The 24,360-nt window shown below is 50.2% G+C and carries 20 protein-coding genes and 1 pseudogene; 6 read left to right on the top strand and 15 right to left on the bottom strand.

Annotated features, from left to right (window positions below; translation table 11 throughout):
* Nucleotides 1–20 precede the first annotated feature (20 nt).
* The 8 genes from WB237_RS19285 to WB237_RS19250 form a co-directional block, all read right to left on the bottom strand.
* On the bottom strand, nt 21–548 hold the full coding sequence (locus WB237_RS19285) for a fimbrial protein (RefSeq protein ID WP_312742116.1): 528 nt from the start codon (nt 546–548) through the stop codon (nt 21–23).
* 206 nt (nt 549–754) lie between these two features.
* Nucleotides 755–1,000, bottom strand: coding sequence for a hypothetical protein (locus tag WB237_RS19280; protein ID WP_312742113.1), 246 nt, complete (start codon nt 998–1,000; stop codon nt 755–757).
* A gap of 16 nt (nt 1,001–1,016) precedes the next feature.
* The gene (locus tag WB237_RS19275; RefSeq protein WP_312742110.1) at nt 1,017–1,232 is read right to left on the bottom strand and encodes a bacteriocin; all 216 of its coding nucleotides are present in this window, start codon (nt 1,230–1,232) and stop codon (nt 1,017–1,019) included.
* A 64-nt stretch (nt 1,233–1,296) separates the two neighbouring features.
* The gene (locus WB237_RS19270) at nt 1,297–1,614 is read right to left on the bottom strand and encodes a hypothetical protein (RefSeq protein WP_312742108.1); all 318 of its coding nucleotides are present in this window, start codon (nt 1,612–1,614) and stop codon (nt 1,297–1,299) included.
* 54 nt (nt 1,615–1,668) lie between these two features.
* The gene (locus tag WB237_RS19265) at nt 1,669–3,804 is read right to left on the bottom strand and encodes a peptidase domain-containing ABC transporter (RefSeq protein ID WP_312742105.1); all 2,136 of its coding nucleotides are present in this window, start codon (nt 3,802–3,804) and stop codon (nt 1,669–1,671) included.
* Nucleotides 3,805–3,828: 24 nt separating this feature from the next.
* Entirely contained in the window at nt 3,829–5,088 is a 1,260-nt protein-coding gene (locus WB237_RS19260) for an HlyD family secretion protein (RefSeq protein ID WP_312742103.1), read from the bottom strand.
* Nucleotides 5,089–5,108: 20 nt separating this feature from the next.
* On the bottom strand, nt 5,109–6,434 hold the full coding sequence (locus WB237_RS19255; protein ID WP_312742101.1) for a TolC family outer membrane protein: 1,326 nt from the start codon (nt 6,432–6,434) through the stop codon (nt 5,109–5,111).
* A 41-nt stretch (nt 6,435–6,475) separates the two neighbouring features.
* On the bottom strand, nt 6,476–7,105 hold the full coding sequence (locus WB237_RS19250; RefSeq protein WP_312742098.1) for a helix-turn-helix transcriptional regulator: 630 nt from the start codon (nt 7,103–7,105) through the stop codon (nt 6,476–6,478).
* 350 nt (nt 7,106–7,455) lie between these two features.
* On the opposite strand from WB237_RS19250, the gene WB237_RS19245 reads away from it, so the two are divergent.
* Both WB237_RS19245 and WB237_RS19240 read left to right on the top strand, forming a co-directional pair.
* Nucleotides 7,456–7,950 (top strand): fimbria/pilus periplasmic chaperone, encoded by a 495-nt coding sequence (locus WB237_RS19245; RefSeq protein WP_312742094.1) that lies wholly within the window; start codon nt 7,456–7,458, stop codon nt 7,948–7,950.
* Between the two features lie 102 nt (nt 7,951–8,052).
* The gene (locus WB237_RS19240; protein WP_312742091.1) at nt 8,053–8,730 is read left to right on the top strand and encodes a response regulator transcription factor; all 678 of its coding nucleotides are present in this window, start codon (nt 8,053–8,055) and stop codon (nt 8,728–8,730) included.
* A 41-nt stretch (nt 8,731–8,771) separates the two neighbouring features.
* Here the strand turns inward: WB237_RS19240 and WB237_RS19235 are convergent, their stop codons facing one another.
* From WB237_RS19235 to WB237_RS19215, 5 genes are all read right to left on the bottom strand, one after another.
* Nucleotides 8,772–12,029, bottom strand: a complete 3,258-nt coding sequence (locus WB237_RS19235) for a hybrid sensor histidine kinase/response regulator (RefSeq protein WP_336215482.1) — start codon at nt 12,027–12,029, stop codon at nt 8,772–8,774.
* A 134-nt stretch (nt 12,030–12,163) separates the two neighbouring features.
* Nucleotides 12,164–12,901: a fimbrial protein gene (locus tag WB237_RS19230; RefSeq protein ID WP_312742087.1), complete on the bottom strand. Its 738-nt coding sequence runs from the start codon at nt 12,899–12,901 to the stop codon at nt 12,164–12,166.
* A 276-nt stretch (nt 12,902–13,177) separates the two neighbouring features.
* Nucleotides 13,178–15,697 (bottom strand): fimbria/pilus outer membrane usher protein, encoded by a 2,520-nt coding sequence (locus WB237_RS19225; protein WP_336215480.1) that lies wholly within the window; start codon nt 15,695–15,697, stop codon nt 13,178–13,180.
* A 107-nt stretch (nt 15,698–15,804) separates the two neighbouring features.
* Complete coding sequence (locus tag WB237_RS19220) at nt 15,805–16,479, bottom strand: fimbrial biogenesis chaperone (RefSeq protein WP_336215478.1); 675 nt, start codon at nt 16,477–16,479, stop codon at nt 15,805–15,807.
* Between the two features lie 77 nt (nt 16,480–16,556).
* Entirely contained in the window at nt 16,557–17,075 is a 519-nt protein-coding gene (locus WB237_RS19215) for a fimbrial protein (protein WP_312742081.1), read from the bottom strand.
* A 305-nt stretch (nt 17,076–17,380) separates the two neighbouring features.
* Here WB237_RS19215 and WB237_RS19210 point away from each other — a divergent pair, with 305 nt between their 5' ends.
* Entirely contained in the window at nt 17,381–17,935 is a 555-nt protein-coding gene (locus tag WB237_RS19210) for a YagU family protein (protein ID WP_312742079.1), read from the top strand.
* A gap of 9 nt (nt 17,936–17,944) precedes the next feature.
* On the opposite strand, the pseudogene WB237_RS19205 reads toward WB237_RS19210, so the two are convergent.
* Nucleotides 17,945–18,031: pseudogene (locus tag WB237_RS19205) on the bottom strand (hypothetical protein); the annotation flags it as partial.
* A 700-nt stretch (nt 18,032–18,731) separates the two neighbouring features.
* Between WB237_RS19205 and WB237_RS19200 the strand changes: the two are divergent.
* Together WB237_RS19200 and WB237_RS19195 are read left to right on the top strand one after the other, a co-directional pair.
* The gene (locus tag WB237_RS19200; protein WP_312742076.1) at nt 18,732–19,859 is read left to right on the top strand and encodes a hypothetical protein; all 1,128 of its coding nucleotides are present in this window, start codon (nt 18,732–18,734) and stop codon (nt 19,857–19,859) included.
* Entirely contained in the window at nt 19,856–21,808 is a 1,953-nt protein-coding gene (locus tag WB237_RS19195) for an autotransporter outer membrane beta-barrel domain-containing protein (RefSeq protein ID WP_336215475.1), read from the top strand. Before WB237_RS19200 ends, WB237_RS19195 begins: the two co-directional genes overlap by 4 nt.
* Before the next feature lie 640 nt (nt 21,809–22,448).
* On the opposite strand, the gene WB237_RS19190 is transcribed toward WB237_RS19195, so the two are convergent.
* Nucleotides 22,449–23,099 (bottom strand): helix-turn-helix domain-containing protein, encoded by a 651-nt coding sequence (locus tag WB237_RS19190; RefSeq protein ID WP_312742071.1) that lies wholly within the window; start codon nt 23,097–23,099, stop codon nt 22,449–22,451.
* A 283-nt stretch (nt 23,100–23,382) separates the two neighbouring features.
* On the opposite strand from WB237_RS19190, the gene WB237_RS19185 reads away from it, so the two are divergent.
* Nucleotides 23,383–24,348: a 2-keto-3-deoxygluconate permease gene (locus WB237_RS19185; RefSeq protein WP_312742069.1), complete on the top strand. Its 966-nt coding sequence runs from the start codon at nt 23,383–23,385 to the stop codon at nt 24,346–24,348.
* Nucleotides 24,349–24,360 lie beyond the last annotated feature (12 nt).

Genomic DNA, 24,360 nt, shown 5'->3' with positions numbered 1-24,360 from the left:
AATAACGACAGGTTCAGGACTTACAGGTAGTCAATAGAATAAGTAACAGACGTATCTACAGTACCTGCTTTTGATGCGCCTGTTGCATAGTATTGCGCGCTGTATTTCATTGTTGCTGCACCATCAGTCACGGCTACGCTGTCGCCGGAGCGCTGAGAGGTATCACCAATTTTAATCACAGAATTAGCAGGGGTCAGCAACTGGACTTCTACGTTTGTAGCAGTACCGTTGTTTTTCAGGTTATGTGTCGCAGCAGTCACGTTCGGGCCGGATTCAAAGAACGCACGGGCAGAAGAAACAGCGGTGCTGCAGCTGCTCAGACCGATGCGTACTTCAGTTGGTGCAGCGGTATCGCCCGCAGCGGCCAGCTGGCCGGTGGTCACGGTTGGCAGGGTAACGGTATTGGTTGCTGCACCATCGTTAATTTTAACGGTACAGGTGTTCGCAGTGACTTCACCTTTAAAGGTAATGGTGCCGTTAGCAGCATTAGCCAGCAGTGGGGAGATTGCAGCAACGGTAATTAAACCTGCAAGGATAGTCTTTTTCATAATATAAATTACTCCATAGATATAGTGTGAGGATCCCTATCGATATGATGATGTATTGATATATCACGCAATCGATAAAGATATTTTAGGTCGCTCGTTTCGTTAAGTAACTCGTAATATTGCTAATGCATCGGTTATTTTTAAAATATCCCGAATTTTAATTGCGCAAGTAGTAATATTTTGAGCTTGCTTAAGGTTGTTCCGATTTATTTACTTGCAGAATCGAGAAATTTACTCAATCCGAAAGCCAAAACCGCAACAGTACCAACGACAATTGCACCGATAACGCCGCCCATGTCTTTACCGGTTGACGGCGGTGTTACTGGCGGTGTCCAGGGTGTTGAAGGCGTATTATCTTTAGAGCCAAAAAGTCCACGGATAAAATTCATGATATCCGAGCTGGACAATCCACCGCTGGTTTGCTGCAGTTCCTGAGATGTTAACTGACGCATAAAGCCTCCTGAAAGGTTATTTCGCTCTGAAGGTGTCGGCAAAGGATTTGGCGAGATGAGCAAAAAAACCACCAATAGCATTGCCAATACTCTGGCCGATGACACGACCATTAAACGGATTGGCATCGCTGGTCAACCAGCTCAGCATGCCGTTGAGTAATTTATCGGCCTGTTCGAACGCACTGATACCGCCGCTCACCTGAGAGAGTTGCTGGGTTGAAAGTTCTTTCATATCCGGATTCCTTAATACCGAATATCTGCGCTTTGCAGTAATATCCGGCACTGAATTTAACTAATCAGACCTTTGGACCCGGAACGGTATTGTCAAGCCACTGGTCAACAAAGTTATCGAAGCGCGCGAGGGTTTTGTCCCAGCCGCTGACAAAACCTGAAACAACGCCTGTTAACGTTCCGAGTGCGCCCCCCCAGACCGCGGTTACCGCGGCGGCGATGATACCCAGACCCAGGATGCCGCCAGTACTGCCACCCGCTACACCGCCTTTGGCGGAACCGGTTGCAGCTCCCATGATCCCCCCCAGGAACGCTGCACCGATACGGTCAAACAGGCCCGCGCCAGAAACGTGTTCGATTTCCATGATGTTTAATTCACGCATTTGTCTTACTCCATTTTTTAGGTGTGGATGTACTACGCCCATCCACGTCAGGCGTTATTCTGTCAACAACGGCAGTTGCCACGGTTCGACTTTGCCGTTATTAACCAGCAGAATACGATCGGCGCTGGCGATGGTTTCTGGCCGATGGGCAATTATGATTCGCGTAATCGGCATAGTTTTTACTGCGTCATTAATCAACCGCTCGCGTTCGACATCCAGATGGCTTGAGGCTTCGTCAAGGATCAGGATCGACGGATTGCGGTAGAGAGCCCGCGCCAGCAGCACGCGCTGCACCTGGCCTCCCGACAGGGAGGAGCCCATATCGCCCACCAGACTCTGATAACCCATCGGCATGGCCATAATGTCGTCATGAATCTGTGCCACTCTGGCGGCGCGTTCTACCGCAGCCAGGTCGACCTCGGGATCGAAGAAACTAATGTTGTCATTCAGCGAACCGGCAAACAGGATATCGTCCTGCATGACGCAGCCAATGCGCGCGCGGTAACGCTGTAAGCCAACCTGACGAATATCGAAGCCATCGAGCGTCACGCAGCCGGCTTCCGGTTCGATAAGCCCTAACAGCAGCTTCACCAGCGTCGTTTTTCCCTGGCCTGACGGCCCCACAATGGCGACGGACTCCCCGGCGGCCACGCTAAACGAGGTCTCCTCCAACACCCAGGGATCGGTCTCGGCATAGCGGAAACTTAGCCCTTCAACGCTGAGCGCGCTCGGGGCATCCTCCCGGCGGTAGCTGACCGCCGCCAGGCCGGTGTCGCTGTCTTTTTCGGCTTCCGTCAGCACGATGTCCGCCAGACGTTCGCCGTGTAAGCGCAGCATGCGAAAGTCGATGGCCGCATCAATCAACCCTGACGCGCGGCTGATAAACTGGTCAGAGAACGAGATAAACGCCACCAGCATCCCGGCGGAGAAATTCCCCTCCAGTACTTGACGCGCCGCCAGCCAAATCAACACCACGCGTCCCACGCCGGAGATAACGCCCTGGAGCGTGCTAAAGCCGATGCTTAATCTCTGAATCACGACTCCTTTATTAGTGGTATCCACCAGGGCGTTCGCATACGCGGTGACACGTAGCTCCTGCTTATTGTTAATCTTCAGGGCCTGCACGCCGCGCACGGATTCCAGCAAAATCGTCTGGGCGCGCGCCGCCGTGATGATGTGATCCTCGTTGGCCTGGCGGAAAGGGCGGTAAGAGACCAGCCGCACCACCACGTACGCGAGAAACAGTCCAATTGTCAGCCATGACAGGGTGCTGTTATAGATAAACAGCATGCACAGGGTCACAATCGCCATCACCCCATCCAGTACCGTGCTGATAAACCGGTTCGTCAGCGTGCTCTGAATGGTCTCAATCGAGCCAAAGCGTGAGATCACATCGCCAATATGTCGCGTTTCGAAATAGCTCATCGGCAGGCGCAGCAGGTGAGCGCAGACGTTGACCGTCCACTGCACCCCCAGCAGGCTGGAGAACCAGGCCATCACCCAGGAGCGCAGGGCGCTGATGACGTTTTGCATCAGGACTACCATGATAAAACCGATGCCGAGCATGCTGAGCAGATCCCAGTCAGCGGAAACCAGCACCTGATCCATCACCCACTGCATATAAAACGGCGTTAATACCCCGAACAACTCCAACGCGACGGATAACGCGAGGATTTGCACGAAGGTCGGAAGCGCCCCCTGAACGCTGCCGATCAGTCTCGTCATCGAGATGCGCTGCTTCTCTTCCTGCTTCTTAAAGTTCGCGCCGGGGAGCAGCTCCAGCGCCACGCCGGTGAAACAACGCGACACTTCTTCCATAGGCACTTCCCACTCTCCGCGCGCTGGATCGTGGATCACGATCCCTTTACGGGTCACGCGTTTAAGGACCACAAAGTGGTTCAGCGACCAGTGCAAAATGCAGGGGCGTCGCAACTGTCCCAGCTCATGCAGATCCAGACGCAGTGCTCTGCCCGCCAGCCCCATGCGGTGGGCGACCAGCATCACGTCAGCGAGCGTGGCGCCTTTCAGCGATGAGCTGAAACGCTGGCGCATGGTGACCATATCGATATGGTGACCATAGTAGTTGGCGACCATATTCACGCACGCGAGCCCACACTCTGCGGCCTGCGACTGCTGCACGACTGGCAGACGACGACGCCAGCCAAACTGTAATCTCTGTAAAAATGACATCGTTATTCCCTGATCCCGCGAGGGTTAGCTGTTTGCACGACGGCCAAGCGCGTAAAGCGGCTCCAGTACCCATTCGATCAGCTGACGCTTATCGATGAGGAAATCTGCTTCCAGCGCGCTGCCCGGGCGCAGGGCCTCAGGCTTTCCGTAAGCCATAATCTGTTGTTTTTCCAGCGTGACGGTGACGCGGAAGAACTGTTCTTGTACGTTGGGTTTCCCCGTGAGCTGCGCCACCTCTTGCGGGCTGAGCGACGTCCGCGAGACATCCTGCACCCGACCGTACTGCTGGCCGAACTTTTGGTACGGATAGGCGGTATAGCGCAGCACTACCTGTTGCCCTGGCTCAATAAAACCAATGGCTCTGCTGCTCACCATAATCACCGCCTGTAAGGGACTTCGCTGGGGCAGTATCGACAGCACGGATTGTCCCGGATTCACAACCTGACCGGTTTTGACCAGCAGAGGTCCGACAATACCGTCGTGCGGAGCCCGGACGATCACCCGACGGCGCGATTCGTTTTCCGCCATCGCTTGTTCAATATCCGCGCGTTTACGCTCCAGATCGTTACGCTGGTTTTTGCTGTTGAGCGGTGCCTCGCGCAGTTGCTGCTGGGTTTGCTCAATTTGCTGGCGCAGCTCAATACGCTGGCGTTCAACATCCTGCAGCCGGGCCTGAGCATCCAGCAGCTGGTTCTCCTGTTCGGCAAGCTGCTGGCGGGTGGCATAGCCGCGCTCCTGCATCTGTTGCACTTTGTCGAGCTGACGTCTGGCCAGTTCGGCCTGACGCTGGCGACTGCTGCGCATCGCCGAGGCGAAATTCAGCTGCTGCTGCAACGTCTGCTGGCGCTGCTTCAGTCCCTGTACCATTTCCTGTTCCAGTAAGGCCAGCCCGCTCAGATCGGCCTCTAACTTGCTGCGCTGCAGCGTCAGCTGTTCTGCTACCCGCTCGCGGGTTTGTCCCATCGCGGTGGTGACCTCGGATGAAAGCGTGAGCAGCGGAGCGTCTGCGCGTATCGTTTCCCCTTCTTTCACCTGAACTTCCGTCACCACGCCTGAAACCGTGGGGGTGATGCTGACGATGCCATCACGCGGCTGCAGCGTACCGGAGGCAGTTTCACGCTTGGTATAGCTGCCAAAGCACAGAAACAGCACGACAGAAACCGTTATTGCGACCACGATGCCGATCATCAGCCAGCGCCAGGGCGGGCAATACACCGCCACGCTGCCCGCCATTTTGTTTTTTTCCGCGTCCATCACTTCCTGGCGGAATAAAGAGTCAGTCATAACAATCCCGTGTTATCCAGTTACACATCCGCCGCTGATGCCCGGCAGGTCAGGGCATTGATCGACGTGAAGCCGAGTTGTCCGGTTACTGAAAGCAATTTAATACGACTTTTCAGCAGGTTATATCGTGCGTCAGCCAGTTCACGGATGACATCGTAGTAGCGCTGACGGGCGTTCAGCTCATCAAGACCGCTACGAAGCCCCATTTCACGGCCATACTCGGTTGATTTCACTTTGTTCTCAGCGGAATTCACCGCCTGATGTTGCGCTTTAAGAAGTGCAATACCGTTTGTGATATCCAGCCAGGCGGCACGCGTGTCCTGCTGTGCCCGCCGACGGGCATCTTCGAGCAGGTCTTTCGCCTGCACGCGGTTATAAGCCGCCTCTCTGGCACGCGACATCTGCCCGCCACCGTTAAAGATTGGGACAGATACCACCACGCCGATGGTGGTGTTACGGGTTTTGGACGTGGTGCCAAAAACACTGTCCCAGACGTTTTCATCTTCACCCCGGCTCCAGTTACCTCCATATCCCGCCTGCAGGTTAACGACCGGCAGCTGGCTCCCATACGCCGCGGTTACGTCGGCCTGAGTTTGCGCGACCTGGAACGTGGCGTAGCGGATATCCAGATTGTCTGCATCGCTTCGCTTCAACAGCGTTTTTATGTCCTGTGACGGCGGACGTGCTGCACAGCTTTCGCTAATCGTGTCGATCTGTCCGGCATCCAATCCCGTCAAGCGATGGAAGTTGATGTTGGCCACGTCCAGGGCGTTCGTCACGGCGATCTGATCTGAACTGGCACGGTCGTAGTTAGCCTGTGCTTCGTCCACATCCATCCGTAGCCCTTCCCCCAGCTCCAGCGCGGCTTTTGCCTGTGCCAGCTGGCGGCCATAGACCTTCATTGCCGCGCGAGAGGCCTGCAATACTTCCCGCTGGTACAGCACTTCAAAATAGGCGGATGAAACATCGCTAATCAGTTTTTGCTGGGCGCGGGCAAACTCCACATCGGCCAGTTTGGCCAGCGCCTGGCCGCGCATGAAATCGGCATATTTGCTGACGTCAAACAGCGGCTGACTCACATTCACGCTATAGTTATGCCGCGTGACTTTGGCGGCATAAGAGGCAGAAGGCTGATCCTGTTGGGTATAATTTCCCTCCAGTTGTACCGTGGGCAGCAAACTCGCTAAGCCCTGATCCCATTTTTCCTGTCCTGCGAGCTGTGCATTCTTTTTGGCCTGGTATTCACTGTTCCACTCTCCGGCGGCATTTATCGCCTCCAGAAGCGTTGCAGCGTTCGCCGATTTGCATGCAAGCAGCACGCAAATCATTATTTTGAACATTCGCATAATGAAACCTTGTAATAACGATATTATTCAGTAAATGTGCGCTATGAAATATAATGATCAAGGACATGGCGAATGAGTTCAGCATTGGTGCTGATACCTAATTTGCGCATGGCATTATATTTGTGCGTAGCCACTGTACTAATTGAACGATTTTTAATTTTCGCTATATGCACCAGAGGAATACCGGAAGCCAGTAATTTCACCACCTCAAGCTCTTTATTTGTTAGCTCCTGGTTATTAATCTTGTTCAGCGTAACCCGCTCCAGCAGAGGATATAATCGTGGCGAAAAATAATTTTTTTCCGGTGTATCCCGGGCAAATCGTAATGCCCTCAGGATCTCCTCCTGCGGATCGTGTTTACTGATTAACACCCGTCCTCCCAGTTCCAGCAGATTGCTGAAAACATAAGGGAGCGGCGAGTCGGTCATGATCGCCAGCTTGCCTTGCCGCAAATAGCCCATCAGTAACGAGCCGGCATCGCCCTGGATCATCTGCAGCAAAATATGATCTTCTGCTATCACCATATCGACGGGCTCTATCGTCAGTTTCTGCATCAGCGCCTGTTCATTGCAGCAACAGTGCGTCAGATGATATCCGGGAACCTGAAGCAACAGTTGAGAAAGCGCCTGTAATATAAGTGGTTGTCTATCTGCTATTGCTATTTTCATCATTCAATTCCCTTGAATAGCTATTCATACTCTATTAAAGGGATGGTGCCCTCTTGATGTTGCAAATATTAACCTGATGTGACGTCGATGAAAATAAGATGGAAATTCATTGCTCTTAGGATGTTTCTTAATCGAAGGTAATAAAAAAACGAGACAGGTCAATTGCAGCAGGGAAAATGGCAGTGTTTATTTTGATAAGATAATTCTTATCTTAATAACTCCCTTGCTCTTATTACCTGATGCTTTATTGTTGTGTATATTTTATCAACAGAAAGATATAAATATGAACTGGTATGATGCGTTTCGACCCTGATGCTCAGTCACTGTAAAATGCTTATAACGAGTCTTACCTGATGAAATATCACGTTATTACTAAAGCTTTGCTTTGTTTTGCGTTATTTTATAGCTATAAGAATTATGCAGCAGGTGTAGAAGCCGATACCTCACTTCTGTTCATTGACGTCAGTAAAGGCGAAGGGGTTGTGAATGTCCATAACACGGATGCACAGCCCGTGATGTTATTAACACGAGTAGAGAAAATGTCTGAAGGGCAAGGTAAGCTTATCACCATCATACCGCCGCTGGTGCGGATTGAAGCCCATAAAACGCAGCAGGTGCGTTTCGTGTTGACCGGCGATCGTGGAACGATCGTGCAACGCCAACTGAAGGTCTATTTTGCGGGGTTGCCGATCACATCCGCTGGCACTGGCAAGGTGGAAGTAACGGAACGTCAACCCCTGCGCATCGTTATCAATCCGACAGGGTTGACGCCCGTGCGGGAACCGTGCAAACCCCTTCAGGGGGCGGGTGTCGGCAGCTATACTGCGAATATGAAGAGTCAAAAATAAACGGCGACAACTATCGCAATATTATGAAAATGTCAGCGTCATTTGCTAAAGCGAAAGGGTAGCGGCATTCTGAAGCAAGTAATCATACCACTGGTGAAAATTATGCTTAATAGTGATGTTCGGGTAATCATTGCGGATGACCATACTGTCGTGCAGTTAGGCGTCGCCAAATTGCTGGAAGGCGAACCGGATATCCGTGTCGTTGGCGTTGCCGGCACCGTGGGGGGATTACTCAAAATGTTAAAATCCACGCCGTGCGAAGTGCTGGTTTGCGATTACTCGTTTCACAAAGATCCTGAGCCGGACGGTATGGCGCTTCTGGAAAAGATACGCCGCTATTTCCCGGAGGTGAATATCATTCTGCTAAGTTCCTATGATAGCGTTGTGATTGTCCGGGAGATGCTGCAGATTGGTATTAAAGCGTTTATCAGTAAATCCAGTCAGGAACTGGCGCGATTAGCGGATATTATTCGTAAAGTGATGAATGGCGAGCAGTGTATCGATCCAAAAACGTCACAAGAGTTGATTAAATACATGCTGGAAACACCGTCGGGTAATAAATCGGGCGTGGAGAGATTGTCACCGCGCGAGATGGAGGTGGTGCGTTTGTTTATTCGGGGTATGACGGTGACCGAAATTGCGCAGTACACCAGCCGTAGCCTGAAAACAATCAGCACGCAAAAGAAAAAAGCGATGGAAAAACTGGGGGTGAAAAGCGACAGCGAATTAACCGAGGTTTACCTGGATCTTCACAGCCGTCAAACGACAGAAGAAAGGTGAAGCGCTGTTCAACACGTTATGTTTTGAACAGCGCTACATGATTATTTCTCTTCCGTGCGAATCATTCTGCGCCAGTCTGCAGCGTGACGTTCAATGGCCGCACTCAACGCCTTCCACTGCATCTGTCTCTGTTTATCGCCGAGGGTGGCGCAATCCCGGTGTAGTGTTTTACACCGTTCAGCCTCGTCCACTAGCCCCAGCACGGAGAGCGCACCTTTTAATCGATGCAGAATATCCCGTATTTCATCGCTGTTCCCGTCTTCAATCGCCTGCCCGATCTGCTGTCGATCGGTTCCCCAGCCCTTTAGAAATTCACCGCGGATCAGCTCATCGGTAATGTGCGGCATATCAGGTAGCGAGGTGGCCGGGGGGAGCGTATGACTGCTGAGCACGGCGGTCAGCACATCTTTCAGCTGCTTCAGGCTCACGGGTTTATGCAATACCGCGTCAAACTGTCCCTGCTGTATCAGCGTGGCGGTCGTAATCACTATCGGCATCTGCTTACCCGCCGCACGTAATTTTTCCAGCAGCATCTTACCGCCCATTTTGGGCATATGCAGATCGCTTATCACCAGATCGATGGCGTTGTGGATACAAATGTTAAAGGCTTCCTGACCGTTTTCGACGTAGTGAACATTATTCAGACCCAGCACCGAAAGCTGCTGACGAATAAGCATCCGGTTTACCGGGTCGTCTTCCGCCACCAGAATACTCACCTGTTGATGATCGCTTAGCACTTCATGTTCGCCCACGGGCTTGAGATCCGGCGTGATACCAAAACAGGACGCGATGGCATTGAGGATTTCAAATACTGAAAAGGCGCTGACTTTCACCAGATGGCCTTCTCTTTGCAGTGACAGAGGGCCATCCGGGATAATTTGAACGATATGCTGATAGCGATGGATGACATCCGCCGGTAACGTAAAGTCCGGGAAGCTGGTGGCGCAGATCAATGTCTGCGGTTTGTCGTCATCTTCCAGGGCTGAAAGTGAATTGATGGTGTGGATCTGTACACCGTAGCAGGCCATCAGCAGGTGCAGGGTTCGCTGCCAGTCGGGATAATCGCAATAGAGCGTGACCGCCCGATCCTGAAGCTGGTTAAACATTGCCAGTCTCGGCACCGGAATATCGGTATAGCGCAGCGGGATCTGCACAGAGAAAATGGTACCGACCTCCGGCTCACTCTCCAGCGTGATATCACCGCCCATCAGTTCGACAAGATGTTTGCACAGAGAAAGCCCCAGGCCCGTCCCTTCGGTATAATGACTGTCGCCTTTGAGATTTTGCACAAAAGGCTGGTAAATATCTTTTTGCGCGTCCTCAGGAATACCGCACCCCGAGTCGGCCACTGCAATAGATAACGTTTTATCGTCCAGTAATTTTATCCGCAGCGTAATCGCGCCGTGTTCTGTAAATTTCCAGGCGTTACTCAGCAGGTTAATAACGATCTGGCTGATGCGCTGACTGTCGCCAAACAGCAGTTTGATGGGCACAAATTCCAGAATAAAGTAAAAACGTACGCCTTTTTTTGCAATCAGCGGGGCGTACGTTTGGGCACATTGCTCAATGGTCTCAATCAGATCAAACGGCTGATTATGGATATGCAGCTCTTCTGCCTCGATGCGTGTCAGATCGAGGATTTTATTGACGATATTAAGCAGTGAGTTAAGCGAACGGTTAATGGTGCTAATACGTGCTCTGGCGGGTGCCTCGGCGACCTCCATGTCGAGCAACTCCAGATTACCCAGCGCGCCGTGTAGCGGCGTGCGGATTTCATGGCTGACGTTGGCCACAAACATGGTTTTGGCATTATTGGCCTGCGTTGCGGCCGTTTTGGCATCAATAAGCAGACGTTCAGCTTCTTTACGCTTGCTGATATCCAGTAACGAAAACAGCAGTACATCATGATTGAGGTAGCGGGTACGCGACACGGTCAGGCTAAGTTCCAGAGAGGTCTGACCGTCTTTCCGGGGCAGGGCTTTTTCAAAAGAGATATTTTCATTGCGAGAGAAGATTTCCGCATGCTCTTTCAACACCTGCTGATAAAGATCGGGGTGCGCCAGTGTTGTTTGATCCAGCAGTTCGGCCGCCACATCATTTTCAAAAATAATGCCCTGATCGTGCAGACCGATCACCGATAACCCCACGGGGGCCGTTGATACGACAGTACGGTTAAACACTTCGCTTTCATACAGCTCAATCGATTTGCGGTAGAAGGTGAGCAGCACCTTTTTATCGAACCAGGCAATTGTCCACCAAATCAGGCCGATAATAAACAAGGCAAGCAAGAGAAGGGGGATGCAATTAGGGGATAGCGCCACCAGAGCCGTTTTCCAGTCAAAGCTATAAACCGCCAGCCATTCACCGTTGTTGACGAGTTGCGAGAGATAAAAGACACCACCATGTTGAACCAGACTCACCCCTCCCGGGGCAGGTAGCTGGAAGTTTTTTACGTCCCTGAACTGATTGATCCAGCCCGTTTCTGTTGGTGCAAAATCATGGGCGGATAAACCAAATACAATTTTACGATCCCGCGAGGCAACAAAAAAACCTTTTGGTCGTTCAGGTGAGGCGAAAAAATAGTTGAAGTTGTCAGAAGTAATTCGAACAACGACGACTTCGCTAATTTTACCGTAGGTAAAAATAGGGGTCGCGTAGTAAGTCGCCAGTTTTCCGGTGAGCGCTTCCCGGTGAGGGGGAACCCAAAAGATACGTTTTTTTAGCAAATAGTCCGGCGTGTGTTGTTGTCGTGCGGCTTCGGTGGGCTGGATCTGCGACTGAATAATTTCGCTAACAGGGTACGACTGTAATACATGTCTGATCTCACTGTCGTCCGGGGACAGAAACGCTAAGAATTTACCGTCCGGGGTATAGATAAAATTATCCAGCGTTCTGCCCAGCTCGCGGGTGCGAATGGCGACGGCCGGGGTAAAGTCCTGTAGCAGGTTCAGGGAATTATCACTGACCGTGCTGGTGACGCCAGTCTCTGACGGCGCCGTCAGAAAAATATAGGGCAAGCTGCCCGTCAGCGGTGAACCGAGCAGCACGCCATTGTGGTGCTGAATGTCATTCAAAAAGTGCTGATGTTGGCTATAGTCATGAATATGTGTACCTTCAGTCTCTTCATGTAAGTTAGCAAACATCTTGAGACGGGTCGTAAACTGATCGGTTCTGATCTCGACATAGTCCCGCTCGGTTTGCAGCACGTTAGCCTGCCTGGCAATAAACGATTCAAAGTGGTTATACATCCCCAGTAGCGTGGCGAATATCAAACTGACCGACAGGAGCGTCGCACTCAAAATTAATATTCTCTTATGATAATTATAAGAGTTTTTCATGCTGGTGCGTTCCATCGAATTCCTTAATACTGGGTTTTTTCTTAAGAAAAATCTTACCCTTGTAAATAAGGAAATTCACGCTTTTTAATGTGTCTTCATTGATAGGTGATGGTAAACGTCGCCAGGCTGTTGGCCTGTCCACCTGTTACTTTTTCCGTCGTTTGATAATAGCGAGCAGTCAAAGGGATAGCGTATGCGCCTTTGGTGGCGGCGGTGCCAACATTAAACATCGAACCAAACGTCACCGGGGTGTTGTTATAAAGCACCTGTACACCCACGCCGGACGCGGTTGCGCCAGTTGTTGCCTGAGTCAACGCCAGAACACCTGCCGCACCGCTGCTGTCCTGAGCGCCTTCCAGGGTTAAATTCACCCGGGTTGACGCGTCGCAATCGAGATCGATGGTGAAGTTTTTGTCCGCAGTAGTGCTGCCTGCCCCGGTAAACGCTGTACTCAATACGTTGCCCAGCGGCACTTTGACGGCCGCGTTGGTGACCGAGCAGGCTGTAGTGGTGACGTTAAAGCTGTTCATGGATAAAACAGAATCAGAGCGCCATGTGCCCCCATCATTCAGAATAGAGGCGCCAACATTGGTGCTATTTACCATGCCAGAACCTGTGGTTTGTGCGGTTTTATAAAAAGTGAGTCTGGGCTTACCCTTCATCACAAAGGTTGAAAACATTGCTGCAGCGGAAGAGCCACAGATAATATTCTGATTGTTGCTTTCGGTGACATAGGATATTGTGCCAGAGCAACTTAGTGTACTCTCCATGCCAATAGCGTAGCCAATCCCGGCAATATTAGTGCTATAAACCCGCCGACCATTAATAGTCATGACATAAGTTCCGTAGCTTTTTATTCCCCAGCCCCAACTGGGAGTTGATACTCCGGTACTACAACTTGAATACTGTCTGTCAGAGTCGATTATTTCAGATCCAATTTGTGAACCGACCGGGGCATCGCGCTGAACGATCAGATTAGGTACTCTGATGGTCGACGAAGCTGTAATGTTACAGTCGGCGTGAGCAGTGGGGGCAAATGTGAATACCGCTCCGGATAAGAGTAAAGCCAAAATAAACGTATTGCGTAGAATTATCATATTTCTCATCCATTACTGGCAGATTGCTGCAAAAATCTGCAGCACATCGGCATCATGATTGTTAGCAGACGGCAGGGTAAATGGCGCTTTACATTGTTTATCTGCGGTTTTCCCCCACTGAACGGTCAGTGTCCCTTTTTCGGGCACGCCGCTGAGGTAGACCTGGCCGCCATCGCCGACCAGCGCGCTGTTTTCCACATCACTCTCTTCTTGTAAAAGCGTCGCGGTGGCGCCGAACGGCACGGGTTTGCCCTGATAGCGCAGAGTGATCACCGCCCGCTTACCAATACGCGGGGTAAAGTTCGCCACCACTACCGCGCCGTGGGTTGGGGTGACAGTTTGAACGGTGGTGTCGATATCGACATTGCCGCCCATTGAGCGGGTATCCAGCGCTACCCGGTTATGGCGATAGGTGCTGACATACGGCACGACCGCATAACCGCGTGAGTCGGTATAGACCCCGGTGTTATTCTCAAGCTTAAGTCCGGCAGCCCCGGGGGCGCGGACCAGCGCAATGGTGTCGCTGAGGGATTGCGATAGCGTCACGCCATAAGGGTGAACCACAATGCCGCCCTGCGCACCGTAGTTAACCTGTTGATAATATTTGGTATAGTTATAACCTGCGTTCACTTCGCCCTTGCTGCCTTTATAACGCACGCTGGCGTTGCCACTGTATCCCTGACCCTGATTGCTGAGGCTTTGCTGCACGCTGTAGTCAAGGTTGTTGTCTTCCAGTGCGGTACCGCTGATCCCCGCCTGCTGGTTCACGCTGCCGTGGCTGGCGGTGTTCACGCTATACGTGGCCCAACTGTTCGGCAGGAAGCGGCTCAGTGGAACCTGAACGCTGAACGACACCTGCCGGTCGCTATTTTGGCCATCAGGCATTTGGCTGTAGCTATAGCCGAGGTTATAGCCGATCCCGGCTATGTTCTGGCTGTAACCCAGATTCACCGTGCGCTGATAGCCGCTCATCCGCCAGTAATTCTGCTGAAAAGCGGAGATATACACGCTGCCGTAGGCTTTAAATGACTGGTTCAGGTTGAGCTGAAACTTGCTGCGTTTGTTGTTGTAGCCCACAAAACCCAGGGTCGAATCGGGATCGTTCACGTACCCCATTTCGTTCGCTTCCTGGAAGGTATAGAACCCCTGGGTTGAGTAGCGGTAGCTGGCTAACGTGAATGTCGTGCCGGTTTCGGCAAAATCTTTCGCGTACTGAATACGGTATGACTGCCCGGAATGGGTGCTTTCATCGCGCAGCTCGCTTTTCGCCTGGGTCGCATCGAACGAAACAGAACCCAGCGTGCCGAATCCATGCCCCACGCCGAGACTTGCCGCCAGATAATTATCTGCCGCTAACAGTCCGCCATAGACGGTGGTAGCCCCATACAGGCCGTAAATCAGCGAGGTTTGCCCGAATTGAGGCTGTCTACCGTGACCACTGGCTGAGCGATAACGCCCGGCAACGACCGAGAACTTAGTCTGCCCCTGGCGCAGCATTAACGGTACGGCGGAGAAGGGTTGTACGAACGAGAACGTACTACCGTCAGCTTCCGTAACCGTGACATACAGATCGCCACTCGCGGAGGTCGGGTAGAGATCGGTAATTTCAAACTGACCCGGCGCGACATAGGTCTGATAGATGGTGTAACCATTTTGCTTAACCGTAACCTGCGCGTTGGATTTCGCGATCCCGCGCACCACGGGGGCAAACCCTTTCATACTGTCAGGCAGCATGTTGTCGTCAGACGTCAGCTGCACGCCAGTAAACGCGTTGCTGTCAAACACCATGCCTGGCGTACTGCTTTCACCGAGGATCAGCTGGCTTTTCAATGCATGGATATCACGCTGAAGGTTGGTGTAGGCGGAATCCCAGCTGTTCTGGCCATCGCTGCTCCGGGAATACGTCGAGTAGTTACGTAACCGCCACGGCCCCATATTGATACCGGATTGCAGGTTCACATAATTACTCTGACTGTTTTCACCTTGATGTGCCCTTCGGGTGTTCGCGCCGCTGGCGGTATAGTTCAGTAATAGCGCCGGGATGCCCTGATCCCATTGAGACGGATCGATAAAGCCCCTCGCTTTTGTGTCAAGCGCGGTCTGCGGGATACTAATATCAAGGCGCTGCTCTTCTAAACTGAAGTCAGTGCTGGCGTCCGGAATATAGTTGCCAATAGGGGTGATTGCCTGACTGTCCGATAATTTTGTTAATGCAGGCAGCGCCTGGGTTTTTACGCCCATCTCAGCCAGCTGTTTTACGGTTAATTCGGGGGCTAATTTATTGTCAGCCATGACGAAATTTATTGAGCGGGTTTCAACAAAACTGCCGTTCATATAAATATCAACACGATAGTTACCCGGCATTTGTTCACCCGTACGGAATAAACGTTCGAGGTCGGCGGTTTGCTGGCCAGGGTCCTGCATTTCCAGTGCCGCAGGGTTGAAATAATACTCCTGAGCGGCAACCGGAAATACAATTAACCCTAACCCTGTCAGGGTAATACTGCGCAGGTGAAGTGAAGATATTTTCATACTGGCACCCTTTCATGTCTCAGGACAATGAAAAATGTTTCCTTTTTGTTTTTATAAAAAAGTATTCTGACTCTGGGCTTCCATGTTCAGTATGAAAAAGAACAGATTCAGATATGACTTTCAGCAGGTTTGGAGATATCGCCAAAATCAGTAATGCTTTGCCACGTGACCGTATTGGCCGCGCTTGTTGGTAACGGCAAGTTTAATGTCGATTTCGGTGCCACCATACCCGCGTTGTTAATTTCCTGGGCCCCGACCTTCACGCTATAGAAGGATACGAAATAGGGCGTCGGGTTTGTCACCTGCAGCTGATTTCCCTGACGGCTAAAGGTCAGCTGTTTATACGCATCGGCCGGGTTACCTTGTAAACCTGTCGGGCGATAAATCAATTTCAGACGGGATTTAATAGAAATCTGTAATTCATTTTCTTCAGGCTTAACGGAACCCGGAGTGGATTTCACGTCCAGCCAGTAAACAGATTCCCGATCTTTTGGCATGGTGTTACTGACTTTAGTGATACGCAAATTGGTCTCTTTTCCCGCTACGAGAGGAAACAGTTGCGGGGTAATGATAAACGGCGCATTGTCTTGCGCAACTGTTTTTTCCACCCAGGACTGAATCATATAAACGGTTTGTTTCTCCGGATTTTTAACGGATAACGTTTCCTCTCTGTTTTCACCGTGATAAATAACACGTGTCGCACCGACAATAACGCCAGCGTTAGCTGCGGTCGCGGTTGCCAGCAGACTCCCTGCTAATAATAATGTTGAGGTGAATTTCATACAGGTTTTCCTCGAATCAAACAGCAGTTAAAACGGTGGCGGTAATTAATAATTAAAGCCACCGGGCCAACAGGCTGTTAGTTGTAGTTAATGGTATAGCTAAGGCTTGAATTTGCATCACCACCAGTCACATCTGCACTTGTGGCCATATATTTTGCAATGAAGTTATAAATGGTATCAGTTTTTGTACTCAGCGTCTGAGAGGATGACGCAGTGTTCAACGGGATCAGCGTTGAACCGTTAGATTCATACATTGCAATACCAATACCGGTTGCTGCGGTATTGCTATCTGCGGCAACCACTTTCAGCAGTTGGCTGTTTGCCGTATCAGGCGTACCGCTGAACGTAATGGATGCCGTTTTCGCCGCTGCCGGGCAGGAAGAGAGAGTAATGGCTACCGGTTTCCCCTGGCTGGTTGCGCCGACGCTGCTTAACGCCGATTTACTGATAGAGCCCATCGCGATATTTGCGTTAGAGGCTGTAGCAGTACAGGCCGGATCGATGACGCTGCCGGTGAAATTAATGGTGCCATCTGCCGCATAAGCCGCATTTGCAGAGACAGCCAGAACGGATAATGCGAATAAAAATTTTTTCATGATATTTCCTTTTGGTTAAGACGGATTGTTATTGCACTGGATAAGGTTTTACCCGGTGAGCAATTTCCTGTTGCTAAATAAATGATATGTTTTTTTACCCTGTATAAGATATCTACTGCTTTCTTATAACAGACATAGGATTTGTCTTATGCCTGATGTCACGACTGCTAATAAATTGTTTGATGAATGTTAATTGCGATGGATAATAATAAGCGGGAATGCTATAAACACTGAGGAATACACCCATAATCGATTTTATGGGCAGCGCATGTGAAATTACTTTTCTACACAACGGTCAAAATATTATGAATATTTTTAATAAGATAAACCTGCGTATTTTTTTGTGGTCAACGTTTATTGGCGGCGCGATCAGTTCGTTGGTTAAGTCAGGTACCGAGGCCAATATGCCTCCTCGTATTGCGGGCGAGGCATCACCACCTGCGCTCAATATCGATGCCTGGTTAGGGGGGCTCGGTATCAACTCTCACTCACTGGATTATGTGTATCAGGGGATAACAATACCTGGCGCGGTAATGCTCTATCACTGGCTATTCAGTTTTATCTTCGCTGGTTTGTATATTCTTATTTCCGCTTTTGCCCCCAAAATCAGACTTTGGTATGGCGCGGCTTACGGGATTGTGATCACGTTGGTTATGCATGGCTTGTTGATCCCGGTTCTTGGATTCCGGCATCCGGCCTATCTTTCCGGACAAACCGGCTGGCTGTGGAATCTTAATGGCTATGAATTCTGGAGTGAACTGCTTGGCCATATTTGCTGGTCGGTTTCCATTGAGGTGAGTTTAATTGCGGTGCTGGCAATGTTCTCACGCCCGTTACAGGGAATATGGGTGCAGCGTTAAACACACCGCCAGCAACCACTGAATGTATTGCCGCTGACTGCCGACAATACATTCAGTGGTGAAAATCTCAGTACGATATCCGATTTCTTTCTGGCTTCTGGCCACGGGCTGTTGCCCAGGAAAATGTTCCTGTTCCTTATCAATGCCATAATCTTCCAACAATTCAATCGCCCGGCGGTGTAAAGATGGCCGCTCTTCTTGTAGGTGGTGAGAAACTTAAGTGCAGCGACCAGTTCACAGTAACGCACCATATCTCTGAGGCAGTATCCTCGGCTGTCCGTGGTCCTGCCAGTGAACCGATCGGGGTTTTATCATGCTATGCATTACAGTAACTCACTAGATATGAGTTATAGATGGAAAGTGAATAACAGCATGAGAAAGTGTTATCCAGCGCTGCGGGTCGCAGGACAGTGCATCCGATCGCGATGATAAGTCCATAAATAGACCATGTTATGGATTATTTTGTGATGTGTGTCACATAAAAATAAGGGGTTTTTGTATGATGAATTCATTCGCTTGCTACCATACCTTTCAGGTAACGTTCCCGGTGTATGGAAACAACTATGGGATACGGGATTTTTTCGCTATCAGCGTATTAATCCTAAAAATATCGTATCTGTATTGTTGTTACAGTTTTTATTATATTCCGATCTTAATTACTTTTCTGTCTGGCAATACCTCTGAATTCTTTCTTTAATCTCTTTAATACTCAATGAACGCAATCTGTGTCATGTTTATTGTTGTGCTAATTTTCTAACAGTAGCTACTCTTAATCCGGTAGCTATTACGGGATAATATGATGAAAAATCTCAGACGAAAAAACCTTTATGTGGCAATGGCATTCCTTGGCAGTATGGGTTCTCATTCAGCATATGCCATTGATATCAACACGCCCACCACCATAGATGGTCAGACATTCACTGATGAGAACATTAACATCATTGATAGTGCTCTGGCTGGAGGTGGTACCGCGGTTAGCATAAAAAATACCACTATTAATAACAGCCTGACCAGTGGTATTGATGGTGATGGGATTGATATTGATTCTGCGGCACCATCTGACTTTAATACAGTAAACGTAGCTATTGATAAGGTAAATATAACTACTGCAGGGACTGACAGCACGGGACTTAACATCATGAGTCCAGGCTCTAACAATGTTTCTGTCTGGAATTCAGAAATTAATTCTGCTGGTACAGGTATTGAGTTTGGCCCGGAAACAGAAAGCAATGGTGTTTCCACGCTAGATATTTTAAACACCACAGTGACCGCAGATGCAGGCTCAGCCCTGGTGACTGATTTCTACACCAATACCAACGCCCACAATACCGTCTTCATAACAGACTCCACGCTTACCAGTAATACTGATGTTATCAGGACTAACTATACCTCTAATGACCCTAATTCCTCCATGGCATTGGTAATCAATAACAGTAAAATTACTGCCGGGGATAACAACGTTGCTCTGAGTTTTCACACCTCAGCACCCGGTGTTGGCAATGCTGGGCGATTCAATGTGGATTTCGATCAAAATTCAATTATCAAAGGAGATATTATTAACTCTGGTCCAGGAGGAGTTGAGTTTGATATGAGCCTGAATGGCGGTTCACAATGGGACGGAGCCCTCATACCTAAGTATGACAATGTGACAAGTTTTGTTCAGCTTCATGAAGGTTCAGTCTGGAATGTGACGGCTGACTCCACCCTGACAGGTCTGGCAATTTACGATGCAACTGTCAATACGCAAGGGGATGCTGCGCTCACTGCAAAAGAGATTGATGTCGCTGGTAGCGGAACGCTGAATGGAAAGGTTACCGGCGTGGATACCATGAACCTGGGCTTTGATACATCTTCTACTCCGGCTGTCTGGAATATCACCGGTAACTCTGATGTGAACACCTGGTCGTGGACCACAGCCAGATGACCTCGCAGAATGGTGCCACACTGACTGCGAATAATCTCACCCTCCGAAACGGTTCTGTGTTTACCGGTATTTTGACCGGCAACACGACGACAGCTATGACAGGTGAATCTGTATGGAATGTCACCGGGGATTCAAAGGCCGGAGCGCTGACGCTGGATGGCAGTAAGGTACTGTCACAAAACAACGCCACTCTCACGACTAACAGCCTGAGTATGAAGAATCGTTCCAGCCTGACCGGGATACTCACCGGTGCAACCACAATGGAGATGTCCGGCGGATCGGTGTGGAATGTCACCGGTGATTCAAAGGCCGGAGCCCTGACACTTGATGGCAGCGAAATACTCTCTCAGAACAATGCGACCCTCACCACTAACCGTCTGGGGCTGAAGAACAGTTCTGGTCTGACCGGGAAACTCGTCAGTTCAGCCAGTATGGATATGTCCGGTGGTTCGGTATGGAATGTCACTGGCGATTCTGCCGCCGGCACGATGACGGTGGACGGCAGTGAAGTGAACACACAAAACGGAGCCTCCCTCAGTGCCGACAGTCTGACCCTGAACAATGGTTCAGTATTTAACGGCCAGGCCGGAACCATCAGCAGTATGGCCATTAACAGCAACTCTCTGTGGAAAATGGCAGACAGTGACGACATCGGTAACCTGGCGATGAATAACGGTACCGTGGACTTCGGTCATGACATTGCAGTTAACCGTAGCCTTACCACCTCTGCATTCCGGACGCTGACCGTAGATTCCCTCTCCGGGAACGGTACTTTCAACATGGCTACCGATTTGGCCGCAAATACCGGCGACCTGCTGAATGTCAACGGCAATGCCACAGGCTCATACACTCTGGCCATCAAGAATACTGGCGCGGAGCCTGAAAAAAATGGTCCTGCACTCCAGGTCGTTCATACCGGAAGTGGGGATGCGCAATTTGCTCTGGCTGGCGGCGTGGTTGATGCCGGTGTCTGGGAGTACGACTTGGCGCAGAGAGGCAATGACTGGTATCTGGAGCAGGCAGCCAGCGGCGACGTTACACCGTCCACCAATGCCATTCTCAGCATGGCCTCCGCACCACAGTTTATTTTCAATGGCGAGCTGGAAAACCTTCGCCAGCGGAAAGGAGAGCTGCGTGATGGCCCGGCATCAGAAGGTGGGGTGTGGGGACGTTATCTGACCAACGATACCCACATCAGTGGTGCAGCTGGTTCAGCTTACCGGATGGAGCAGAACGGTATGGAGTTCGGCAGCGATAAGGTTATCGAAACCTCCAACGGAAAATGGCTGCTGGGCGCGTTTGTTAGCTATACCGACAACAACATGAAATATGACCGGGGCGGAAACAGCAGCATCGCCAGTACCAGTGGTGGGCTCTATGCCACCTGGTTTGCTCCGGGGGGCTTGTATGTGGACGGTGTTGTTAAAGCAAACCGCTTTAAAAACAAACTACAGGCACAGATGAGCGATGGCACCGGCACGTCCGGTAATTATGACCAGACAGGGTTCGGCGGTTCTCTTGAAGCAGGATGGACACTGTCGCTGGCAGATAACTACTGGGCCGAACCATACAGCCGTGTTACCTGGTTCCGGGCGCAGTCCAGGAATGTTTCACTGGATAACGGCATGACGGCATCGCTGGATGCTGACAAATCCTTCCAGGGTGAACTGGGTATTAATACGGGGAAAACTTTTGCCGTCAGAAACATGACGCTGAAACCTTATCTGAAACTGGCGATTGCAAGGGAGTTTATTAAGCATAATAACGTCAATGTAAATGACAGTTATGACTTTAATAACGATTTCTCCGGTAACACAGGACGTTATGGCGCGGGGCTTGATATGCAGATATCGAAAACCACATCGGTCTATGCCGAGGCTAACTACCAGAACGGTAACCATGTGGAAACGCCGATAATGGCTAATGCCGGATTCAGGATCAGCTTCTGATGTTATTCTGACTGTATCAGAAAAGGCCATAGCAATATGGCCTTTTGTTATCGTAAATTTTTTCCAGACAGGGATAATGCTGATTTGAATATGCGTGGATTTTTTGTCATGATATTACTGCTTATCTGCAGCCATTTTTCTTTCGCAGATCTATCATCCCATGCGCAACGTCTATTTTGCCATACACAGGACGAAGCAATCAAAGACGTGGCTATCAGTGGTTATCAGTGGTTATCAGTGGTTATCCGGAAGAGCTTTGTATCGAGGGAGTCAGCATGAGCCTGTTATCCTCGACCGACATGGTGTCCGGAAAGGTTGTGTACACATACAGTATTGATTATACAGACTTGCGGGCAACGGCAATAGAACAAGATGGTAGTGTGATCATCAAGGTACTGAATGGGATTGACCATGAAACAATCTCATGTATATTACCATAATATCATTCCCGTATTCATGTTGTTATATCTTCCCAGATCAGTCTTCCATGATTAATTTATACCGCAGAGAATGGATATTGCTTTCATTTTCAGATGCTGTGGGTTTCTGATTGAAAGTAATATGGCCTGAAAACAAGGGGTAAATGCAGATCATTACCTATTTTCGTATGGTTTTGCCCCCGCAGTCGCAATGGCTTGCTCTATTTTACATTATCAGCGGTAATACTTTCCAACCTCCCGCCATCCATCAGGACATATCCTTCGTTACGTAATTGACTCAGCGCACGTAATATTGAAGAACGACCCAGTCCGGTACGCGCTTCAATATATTTTAACACAGATATTTGTTGCTGGAACCATTTCGGAGTATGACTCAATTGCTGCAGGAGATTTTTTACGGTACAGCTCACGTTTCTATCGGAAGCATCCCTCTGATTCAACATGAGCTTATTAATCGAATAACCCATCAATTTAAACATATTGTGGCTCTGATTATTTTTCTCTATCAGCCGGTTCGCCTGCCACAAGGGGATGGCATGTAATACACCAGCAGAGCCTCTTTCAAGGTAAAGACTTCCTTTTCCCTGATCCGGCCAACTCCACCCCACAATATAGGGGGCGAAGAATGTACCAACGACACGGTTATCACTGTGGCGACGTAATAAACAATGGCCTTCCGTCAGTAAATAAAGGACAGGTTCATGGTGAACCGTGAAATAAAATAACCGTTTACCGTGGGTCACTTTTGACGGAACGGGGGTATGCGCATAGGGCAACAAAAGCGTGGATAAGTCGCTAGCGGCTGAAAGTGGAAAAGAGAGTTCGGCAGCGTAGTGATAATCAAACATCATGAGCCTCATCGACAAGAGAAAGGGGGACTGGCTGTTGTCGAAATCCTTATCTGTCTACCAGAGCGTAACAGTCCTTAACATTATTGGTACTCCTTGGTATACCAATGTATGCAATGAGTCTATCACCATTTGAGACCACTTAGGCAAGCGCAAGGTTCCTTTCTCTTGATGTCGATCAACTTTAATGGTATCCCGAGGTATACCATTGGTTCAGAGAGGAGATGTAACGCCATACACTGGCGTTCACCGCCAGGATAAGGGTTATCGAATTAATGAGATGCGTATGAAGATAATGAAGACTATGCAGCGTTTTCCAGGGGGGATGATGGTGATCCCGCTGTTACTGGCGGCACTGCTCAACACATTCTGCCCACATGCCCTGCGGATCGGCGGGTTCACTGAACAGTTGTTTGTATCAGGTTCCTCTCCGCTGATTGCGCTGTATCTGCTCTGCGCGGCCGCCGGGATTAACGTGCGTAAAGTTGGGCGCCCACTGGAGAAAGGAGTGGTGCTGTTCGTCGCGAAGGTGGTGTCCGGTATTGTGATCGGGGTACTGGTTGCCCATTTCTTTGGCATTAAGGGCGTGCTCGGGATTTCACCGCTGGCCATCATTCCGGGGATGACCGCCATCAATGGCGGCCTGTTTGGTGGGCTGGCAGGGGAGTTTGGTGACAATACGGATGTCGGCGCCCTGGCCCCGGTGCTGCTCGGCTGCAGCCCTTTCTTTACCCTGATTGCGCTGGGTGCCTCCGGGTTAATTAGCGTTCCGTACATGGCACTCTTCGCTGTGATCTTCCCGATGATTGTCGGTTTTATTCTTGGCAACCTGGATGATGACTGGAAAGAGATGCTGCTCAAAAGCCAGAACTTTCTCGTCCCGTTCTTCGCCTGGTCTCTTGGCATGCATCTCAATTTCCATCAACTGGTTTCAGCAGGTATTCAGGGCGTTGTACTGGGACTGGTGACCTTAATCGTCACCGGCGGGTTGGGATATGCAGGCTATCGATTTTTCTTCCGTGACACCCTGCCTGCCGTGGGTGCAGCGATCGGAACTACCGCCGGACTATCGGTCGCGTTCCCCGCGATTGTGGCTCAAATTGCCCCTGGCTTTACGCCGCTGGCGGCTGTTGCCGCCGCCCAGATTTCTTCTGCGGTCATTGTGACTGCCATTTTATGCCCTTTAGTGGTTTCCTTACTGGCGAAACGCCCTGTCCGTACCGCATCCGCTAAATCTAATTCATTGAGTTAAAAGAGGTTCAAC

It is taken from the genome of Enterobacter sp. P82, assembly GCF_037053385.1.
GTDB lineage: Bacteria > Pseudomonadota > Gammaproteobacteria > Enterobacterales > Enterobacteriaceae > Enterobacter.
Note: the sequence above shows the minus strand (reverse complement) of the source record. Positions and strands in the feature narration are given on the sequence as shown.